The sequence below is a fragment of the Burkholderia sp. Ac-20392 genome (genome assembly GCF_017104585.1).
GTDB lineage: Bacteria > Pseudomonadota > Gammaproteobacteria > Burkholderiales > Burkholderiaceae > Burkholderia > Burkholderia lata.
The window spans coordinates 1-1,433 of the sequence record NZ_JAAGPB010000995.1; the positions used below are offsets into that span (position 1 = coordinate 1).

1 protein-coding gene is annotated in these 1,433 nt (G+C 69.3%); it reads left to right on the forward strand.

What is annotated here, in order from left to right; genetic code table 11:
• Positions 1-1,433 (forward strand): hydantoinase B/oxoprolinase family protein (locus G3N99_RS40360; protein ID WP_206125207.1); only part of this gene is annotated, 1,433 nt, incomplete at both ends.

The window sequence follows — 1,433 nt, forward strand, 5'->3', positions numbered from 1 at the left end:
TCGGCGATCGTCGCGGAGAAGAACGGCACGACGGTCGTCGAGCCCGGCTGGCGCGCGCAGATGACCGCACAGGGCAACCTCGTGCTGACGCGCACGACGCCGCTGCCGACGCGCCGCTCGCTCGGCACCGACGCCGACCCGGTGCGGCTCGAGATCTTCAACAACCTGTTCATGTCGATCGCAGAGCAGATGGGGCTGCGGCTGCAGAACACCGCGTACTCGGTGAACATCAAGGAGCGCCTCGACTTCTCGTGCGCGATCTTCGACGGCGACGGCAACCTGATCGCGAACGCGCCGCACATGCCCGTGCACCTCGGCTCGATGGGCGAGAGCATCCGCACGGTGATCGAGCGCAACCGCGGCCGCATGCGCGACGGCGACGTGTTCATGCTGAACGACCCGTATCACGGCGGCACGCACCTGCCGGACGTGACGGTCATCACGCCGGTGTTCGCGGACGGCTCGGACGCGCCGCTGTTCTACGTCGGCTCGCGCGGCCACCACGCGGACATCGGTGGCACGACGCCGGGCTCGATGCCGCCCGATTCGACCCACATCGACGAGGAGGGCGTGCTGATCGACAACTGGCAACTGGTGTCGGCCGGCACGCTGCGCGATGCGGAAACCCGCGCGCTGCTCGCGTCGGGCCGCTACCCGGCGCGCAACGTCGAGCAGAACATGGCCGACCTGCGCGCACAGGTCGCCGCGAACCAGAAAGGCGTCGACGAGCTGCGCCGGATGGTCGCGCAGTTCGGCCGCGACGTCGTGCTCGCGTTCATGGGGCACGTGCAGGACAACGCGGAAGAGGCCGTGCGGCGCGTGATCGGCGCGCTGCAGGACGGTGCGTACCGCTATCCGCTCGACAACGGTGCGGAGATTCGCGTCGCGATTCGCGTCGACCGGGCGGCGCGGCGCGCGGAAATCGATTTCACGGGCACGTCGGCGCAGCTCGACAACAACTTCAACGCGCCGAAGGCCGTCTGCATGGCTGCCGTGCTGTACGTGTTCCGCACGCTGGTCGGCGACGACATCCCGCTGAACGCCGGCTGCCTGAAGCCGCTCACGGTGATCGTGCCCGCGCGCTCGATGCTGAACCCCGAGTATCCGGCGGCGGTCGTGTCGGGCAACGTCGAGACGTCGTCGGCCATCACCAACGCGCTGTACGGCGCGCTCGGCTGCGTCGCGTCGAGCCAGGGAACGATGAATAACTTCACATTCGGCAACGATCGCTACCAGTACTACGAGACGATTGCCGGCGGCAGCGGCGCCGGCGACGGTTTCGCGGGTGTCGGCGCGGTGCAGACGCACATGACGAACTCGCGACTCACCGATCCGGAGGTGCTCGAATGGCGCTACCCGGTGCGGCTCGATTCGCACCGGATCCGCGCCGGGTCGGGCGGCGGCGGGCGCTGGCGCGGCGGCGACGGCGCGGT